Origin of the sequence: Geosporobacter subterraneus DSM 17957 (assembly GCF_900142145.1) — a bacterium.
Lineage (GTDB): Bacteria > Bacillota > Clostridia > Peptostreptococcales > Thermotaleaceae > Geosporobacter > Geosporobacter subterraneus.
Map to the genome: position 1 here is coordinate 1 of NZ_FQZV01000090.1, position 6,044 is coordinate 6,044.

At 36.8% G+C, this 6,044-nt stretch carries 7 protein-coding genes; 3 read left to right on the forward strand and 4 right to left on the reverse strand.

Features of this window, described 5'->3' with window-relative positions; translation table 11 throughout:
• Positions 1 to 629 precede the first annotated feature (629 nt).
• The gene (locus tag BUB56_RS18755) at positions 630 to 1,517 is read left to right on the forward strand and encodes a DMT family transporter (protein WP_110942774.1); all 888 of its coding nucleotides are present in this window, start codon (positions 630 to 632) and stop codon (positions 1,515 to 1,517) included.
• Positions 1,518 to 1,634: 117 nt separating this feature from the next.
• A complete protein-coding gene (locus tag BUB56_RS18760; RefSeq protein ID WP_110942775.1) occupies positions 1,635 to 1,922 on the forward strand; it encodes a hypothetical protein in 288 nt (95 codons plus the stop codon).
• Between the two features lie 39 nt (positions 1,923 to 1,961).
• Here BUB56_RS18760 and BUB56_RS20025 read toward each other — a convergent pair whose 3' ends face one another.
• Together BUB56_RS20025 and BUB56_RS18770 are read right to left on the reverse strand one after the other, a co-directional pair.
• Positions 1,962 to 2,798, reverse strand: coding sequence for a copper amine oxidase N-terminal domain-containing protein (locus BUB56_RS20025; RefSeq protein WP_190014762.1), 837 nt, complete (start codon positions 2,796 to 2,798; stop codon positions 1,962 to 1,964).
• Between the two features lie 186 nt (positions 2,799 to 2,984).
• Positions 2,985 to 3,719, reverse strand: coding sequence for a DUF3298 and DUF4163 domain-containing protein (locus BUB56_RS18770; RefSeq protein ID WP_110942777.1), 735 nt, complete (start codon positions 3,717 to 3,719; stop codon positions 2,985 to 2,987).
• A 150-nt stretch (positions 3,720 to 3,869) separates the two neighbouring features.
• On the opposite strand from BUB56_RS18770, the gene BUB56_RS18775 reads away from it, so the two are divergent.
• Positions 3,870 to 4,331 (forward strand): hypothetical protein, encoded by a 462-nt coding sequence (locus BUB56_RS18775; RefSeq protein ID WP_110942778.1) that lies wholly within the window; start codon positions 3,870 to 3,872, stop codon positions 4,329 to 4,331.
• Positions 4,332 to 4,371: 40 nt separating this feature from the next.
• Here BUB56_RS18775 and BUB56_RS18780 read toward each other — a convergent pair whose 3' ends face one another.
• Both BUB56_RS18780 and BUB56_RS18785 read right to left on the reverse strand, forming a co-directional pair.
• On the reverse strand, positions 4,372 to 4,797 hold the full coding sequence (locus BUB56_RS18780; protein ID WP_110942779.1) for a CGGC domain-containing protein: 426 nt from the start codon (positions 4,795 to 4,797) through the stop codon (positions 4,372 to 4,374).
• Positions 4,798 to 4,944: 147 nt separating this feature from the next.
• Entirely contained in the window at positions 4,945 to 5,478 is a 534-nt protein-coding gene (locus BUB56_RS18785) for a GNAT family N-acetyltransferase (RefSeq protein WP_110942780.1), read from the reverse strand.
• Between the last annotated feature and the right edge of the window lie 566 nt (positions 5,479 to 6,044).

Here is a 6,044-nt window from a genome sequence, read left to right on the forward strand (position 1 = left end):
TTTCTCCTTCAACCTTAATTTATGCTGGCTTTAATTCTTACACTGTTTAGTTTTCAAAGACCAATTTGCAGTGGTGTCTTAGTGACACCGACTTAGATATATTATCACATTTCTCATCTTATGTCAACACCGTTTTTCTTGGTAGTTATTAACTGAGTTCTTTCGGTGACGACAAAGACTATCTTATCATGTATCTACGCTCTCGTCAACCACCAGTTTTTGTTAATCTTTCGCGGTGACGACAAAATATATCTTACCATCTTCAAACCCTTCCGTCAACCACCAGTTTTTGTTAATCTTTCGCGGTGACGACAAAATATATCTTACCATCTTCAAACCCTTCCGTCAACCACCATTTTTTTTCTATCTCTTGGCGGTGACGACAAGAACTATCTTACCACGGATAGTAACATGAGTCAACTGGTAATTGCTTCTAATTCCTATAGGGTACCCCTAGTCATTAAATACTATGCATGTAGATTATTTTATCCTTTTAAAAGGCAATGGAATTGTATTCAATAATAATTTGATTTATAATAAAATTGAGCTTTAAGGGCTTATAAGGAGTCCCTTGGACTATATATCCTCGTCTGGGTAAAACCTCAATTTATGATAAGGTAGGGATCTGTATGAACCGTTATAAAGGAGTAATACTAGTTTTGCTTTCTGCTTTGGGATTTGCTTTGATGCCTACCTTTGCTCTATTTGCTTATCAAACAGGTATAAGCGTCACAACACTTCTTTTTATTCGTTTTGCTTTAGCTTCGCTGCTTTTCTTCTTATACATATTCCTAAAGGAAATACCCTTGCAACTTACAGGGAAAGATTATCTCTCTCTGTTCCTGTTAGGCGGCATTTGTTATAATACGATGTCAAACCTTTATTTTACATCGGTCAAATATATTCCGGCAGCATTGGCCGTCTTAATGCTATATACCTATCCCATGATCGTATCCATACTTTCATTTCTAATAGATCGGGTAACTCCTTCAAGGAAAGTCATTTTATCCTTAGGGATCTCTTTTATGGGACTAATTCTAGTTCTGGGAAGTTCTATTGCTACTGTCAATCACCAGGGTGTTTTATTCGCACTAGGTGCTTCTTTCATTTATTCTATCTATATCGTGCTAGGCAATAGAATTATCAGAAAAATCCCTTCACTTATAGCGACCTCCTTTATTACGCTCTTTTCTTCCGTAGGGATATTTTTGCTAGGCTTATTGTCAGGAAGTCTATCCTTTCATTTTGATGCAAGTGCTTGGATTTGGATTTTGGGACTCTCCCTCTTCTCTACAATACTAGCTATATTTACTTTTTTCAAAGGTATGGAGCTATTAGGGCCTACCCATGCCTCTATATTAAGTATGGCTGAGCCGCTGTTTGCTATTATTATAACTGTTGTCTTATTCCAAGACACTATTACGCTTTTTCAGATTATTGGCGGTACAGCAGTTCTATTTGGAGCATTTTTAACTGCTAAATCTCAAGAGCAACACACAGCAAAAGATCAGAACTGAGTCATCTGTTTTGGTCTTTTTTTTCCATCTTTCACTTAACCTCATAAATTTAGTAAAAATGCGCATATATAATACGATAGAAAAAAATCATTTTAGAATATTGGGAGTGAATCAATAATGGATGGAAATGATTTTTTATTTTCTATGGTAGAAACTGCGGATGGTTCTTTAGTCTTTATTACTGGGAAGGATATTTGGGAAGAGGAAGCGGTAATGAGTCAAGGCTTTGACGATAATGAAATGGAAATCCTTGAACCAATTTTATACAAAGCAGGCCTCCGAGAGCTTATGGACTCCTGCTATGAAATGACAAAGCCTGCAGAAGAAACCAAAGATATCTTATTGGAACAAGGACTCATGCAGGATAAGAATTTTGATAACTATATTACTAGGGAATATGATTAAGAAAGGGGTAGTCAAAGATTTCTTTGACTACCCCTTTTTTTACGCTAGATCTTCAGTTGTATTATTTTCCTCGATAGTTTCTTCTCCGCTACCATCTGCAGCTTCCGCTTCCTTTTCTTCATCATAAATTTCCTCAGAAGCTTCGCCTTCATTCTCATCGGTTGTCTCTTCTGTAGCTTCTTCCTCATCCACGATTTCTATGGTTTCAGTTTCCTCGTCCCAATTTATTTTTAATCCCAATTGCTCTACGATAAAACGCAACGGGATCACAGTTCTTTTGTTCATGATCTCAGCTGGTGCATCAATTGTCACTTCTTCTCCATTAACAGTTGCGGTTTTACTATCTATTTTTAAGATAATCTCAATATCTCCCTTAATGATGGTTACTTTTTTTGTTTCACTATTCCAGTCCACTGTCGCACCAAACGCCTCTGTAAGAGCTCTCACCGGAATAAGAGTTCTGCCATCCTTAATAACCGGGGGTGTATCAAATTTCATTTTCATATTCTTTGAAACGATATTTTCAATGGGCAGCGTTTTTATACCAGAGTAGGTAGCCTTGAGCTCTGCCACTTGCTGCTGCAGCTTTTCAATCTCCTCAGACGAATACGCATTCTTTGCAGCTTCTTTCAATGCTTTAATACTCACTTTCATATCTTGTTTTTCCGCTTTTTTGTCTTGAGCTTGCTGACCACCGGTGTCTGAAGTCTCCATGACATTTTTCTGCTTCACAGATCCTGGATTCTTAGTTTCTATAGTTTTGACCTTTCCTGTTCCCTTATCAACATTTTTAGGCTTTGCTAAGGAGTATGTAGGATAGACCAAAACCATTAGAAAAGCTAACAAACAAATTGATATATTTTTAAACTTCTGCATAGACACCCTCCTATTCTTTTGATTATCTCTATAATACATAAAGTTCTAGTCCAGCTCAATGATTCATCCAGCTCATTTTTTTGCTGCAGCAGCTAGTCATTATTTCTTATTTTATTTCTACCGCTTTACTATCTATGGTCGGACTCCGGAATACATATAACGCATCATTGCATTCAGGAGCCTCTTTTATCTTACTAGCAATTCCGGTCTTAATGTGTTGCCAAATAGTCTAAAGGGCAACGAAATCACTGGTATAGCAGCCTCTGTAGGTGCAATTTGGTGAAAACCAAAAAAAATGACAATATGATCGTTTTCGATATAGAAAGGTTGATCCACAGCTATTCCCTGAAATTGTTCAGCAGTTCCTGGAAAATATGCACCTGGATTTCTTTGAATTTCATTTCTAATAGCTTCATTAATCATTCTTCTATAATCAACATTTTCTCTGAATAAATCCCCTATAGACAAGGGGTTCCCTGTAAGCAAATTGTAATTGTATGAAACCTTTATATAATAATCCCTTCCCCCGACAAACTCATAATATACTAGTACTATACTGATGAGGTTGTTTCTATTATAGGTAATTCGGTACACATTGGATATAATATAAGGTTTGACATCAACACCCTCCAACATTGGTCTTTCCACATATTCCTTTGCCGCCTCTTCCATTTGGCGGTTAAATTCCATAATATCGTTTTCGACAGCACTATTGATTCTATTTAAAGCAGCTTGAAACATCGGCCCCTGAAGTACTGGAATTCTCAAATATGCTTCAATATAAGGTTTTTTATATCTAACTTCTTTCGTTTGAACAGTAACTGGGTTTATATTTAAACTGCTGTTCATTGTTCTGTATAGCGAAACTGGAACTCCTAGCAGATTATAAGGATACCCATAGCCCCTATAGTTATTATACATATTCTTCACCTCCACAACTCTCTTCACTTCATCCTATGTAGCAGTAGAAAAAACTACACTCTTTCTCACAGGAATTGGCGCATTGTATATAAAGCCTTCATGTGCTACAATTAAAACGCATATTAAATTTTACGACAAGGAGACCAAGGGATGAATATACGAAGAATATCTGCTATTTTACTTATCCTTTTTTTAACTGCGTTTTTAGGAGCCTGCTCTGACAAATCACCAAATAAAACCCCGGAGGATACGGTAAAAAACTTTATTGCAGCCGGCATTTCCGGAGATAAGGAAACCTTCAAAGAGCTTCTGAAGCTTCCACAGGATGAGGATGCTTTCGTAGAGGCCTATATAAAGGTTTATGCTGAATTCGCTGCTGAAAATGAAGTGTCTATTGATAAAATCAATGTAAGAGTAATTTCTAAAAATGAACTAATAGATGGTGTGTTGGAGCAAATGGAACAAGAGCATGGATATGCTCCAATGATTGCTGAGGTAACAAATTTTGACCAACAGCCGCTCCTGTTTTTATTAGAAAAGGAAAATGAAAAATATTATATCCGAAATATAGATGCACGGGAAAGATATGCAGAACTATTTTTACCACAATAAAGGGATAGAACCCCAAGTCCTATCCCTTTTTACTAAGCCCCTATTCTATGCCTTTCCCATAATCCTTATATATACCCTTTTCTCTTTTTCCAGCTGCATTCTTGCTAATATAAGACCCTTCAACCACTCTCTTAAACCCTCTTTTTTCAATAATACCCTTGATATAATCAATATGAGGACACCGATCGTAATGGTAGTTGTCTGTGGTGATGCATGAAGCCAGATGTATAACAACCTCGTCCTTTTTCACATCTGTTTTGTTCTTAAACTTATTTGACAAATGTTCTAGCTTAGCGGATACACTTTTTCCGCAGCACCCTCCGCAGGTAAAAGACAAGTATTTAATTTCCTTTCCGTAGTGATCAAAGGCGCCCTCCCTGTTATAGAACGAATTGGTACAGGCAAAGCCGCTGCATCGGTTGTGCGCAATTTCACATTGCAAAATAACAACATATTTAGTTTCCATCTTTTTCCTCCTTATTTTCTCAAGTTCATTGGACAGATTCTGAACAATCCGCTTATCTCAATCATATTCTATTTCTTTAGCAACACCCTAAGTACAGGCTTTTCCTAACAGCTTGCTTATTACATAAAGAGGTATATTAAGGCCCCCCTATTCCTGCCACTCTGATTTTAAAAGAGCCATTTCATAGGAACTCCAATCGCCCGCAGCACTTTTTCTTACGTTTTCATACAGCTTTTCCTTTTTAAAACCAACTTTTTCATAACATCGAATAGCATGAACATTAAAATCAAATACATTTAGGGCAATTTTTTCAAAGCCAAAATCCTCAAAGCCTAGTTTAACAATCTCTTGCAGCACCTTTTGTCCGATCCCCATACCCCTCATACCTTCCTGGGCGATTAAAAACCTACAAACCTTCCCAATTCTATTTTCTTTGTCTGTCTCCCGCAATTCAATTGTTCCAATCACTTCATTTGTCTCAGTCAGTATAATTTTATAAACAAATATGGTAGGATAGTCTATATAGACTTGGTGTGTAAAATAATCCTCGAGCTGGTCCTCAGTCAGCGGATGATGGTACAACGGACCTGCCCATTGGGCTAAATCGTCAGCTGATTGGTTTTTGTTCCATTCTAAAATTTTTTTCAAATCTTCTCTTTCTAATGGTTGAAGCCTAATCATAGCAATAACCTCCCCACACCTTTTTGGCATATTATCTATATTTCTCAAGCATGTCTTGACATACCTTGTCATTTACCGGAGGTGAAAAAATGTTTTTTAGTTTTGGTTTTAAGAATAAGACCATAAAAGAATTAAGAAAAAATCAGGGTTACACAACACAGGAGCTATCGCAGCGTTTGAAAATCTCTAACTCTCTGATTTTAAAAGTGGATCATATGAAACTAAAGGATGTGCCTGAACCCTTAAAATCTAAGTTAATCCCTATTAGGTAGTTGCAGAATGTGGTTTCCATTTATCCACAGGAGAAATAGTATTTATGCGACAGCATAGGAAGATATAAACATGAAAAAAGGCATAGCAAAGCAAAGGGGCAGCTAAACCTCTAACTTTAAAGATTTAATCTATGCGATTGAAGATTTGATGGCAAGTGGATTCCTATGATCTTGCTGTGTTTTAAACAAAAGCATAAAAGCGATGAGCTGAGAGATGCAGGCTAGGAGAATGTCAGATTTGAGTGATACTGTGTTTCGAACCTTTGATGATTTAATTTGGATGAAATTCTTAAT

Bases quoted from the DNA above. Each gene is read 5' to 3' on its own strand.
- BUB56_RS18755 (WP_110942774.1), top strand. From the start codon at position 630: ATGAACCGTTATAAAGGAGTAATACTAGTTTTGCTTTCTGCTTTGGGA.
- BUB56_RS18760 (WP_110942775.1), top strand. From the start codon at position 1,635: ATGGATGGAAATGATTTTTTATTTTCTATGGTAGAAACTGCGGATGGT.
- BUB56_RS20025 (WP_190014762.1), bottom strand. From the start codon at position 2,798: ATGCAGAAGTTTAAAAATATATCAATTTGTTTGTTAGCTTTTCTAATG.
- BUB56_RS18770 (WP_110942777.1), bottom strand. From the start codon at position 3,719: ATGTATAATAACTATAGGGGCTATGGGTATCCTTATAATCTGCTAGGA.
- BUB56_RS18775 (WP_110942778.1), top strand. From the start codon at position 3,870: ATGAATATACGAAGAATATCTGCTATTTTACTTATCCTTTTTTTAACT.
- BUB56_RS18780 (WP_110942779.1), bottom strand. From the start codon at position 4,797: ATGGAAACTAAATATGTTGTTATTTTGCAATGTGAAATTGCGCACAAC.
- BUB56_RS18785 (WP_110942780.1), bottom strand. From the start codon at position 5,478: ATGATTAGGCTTCAACCATTAGAAAGAGAAGATTTGAAAAAAATTTTA.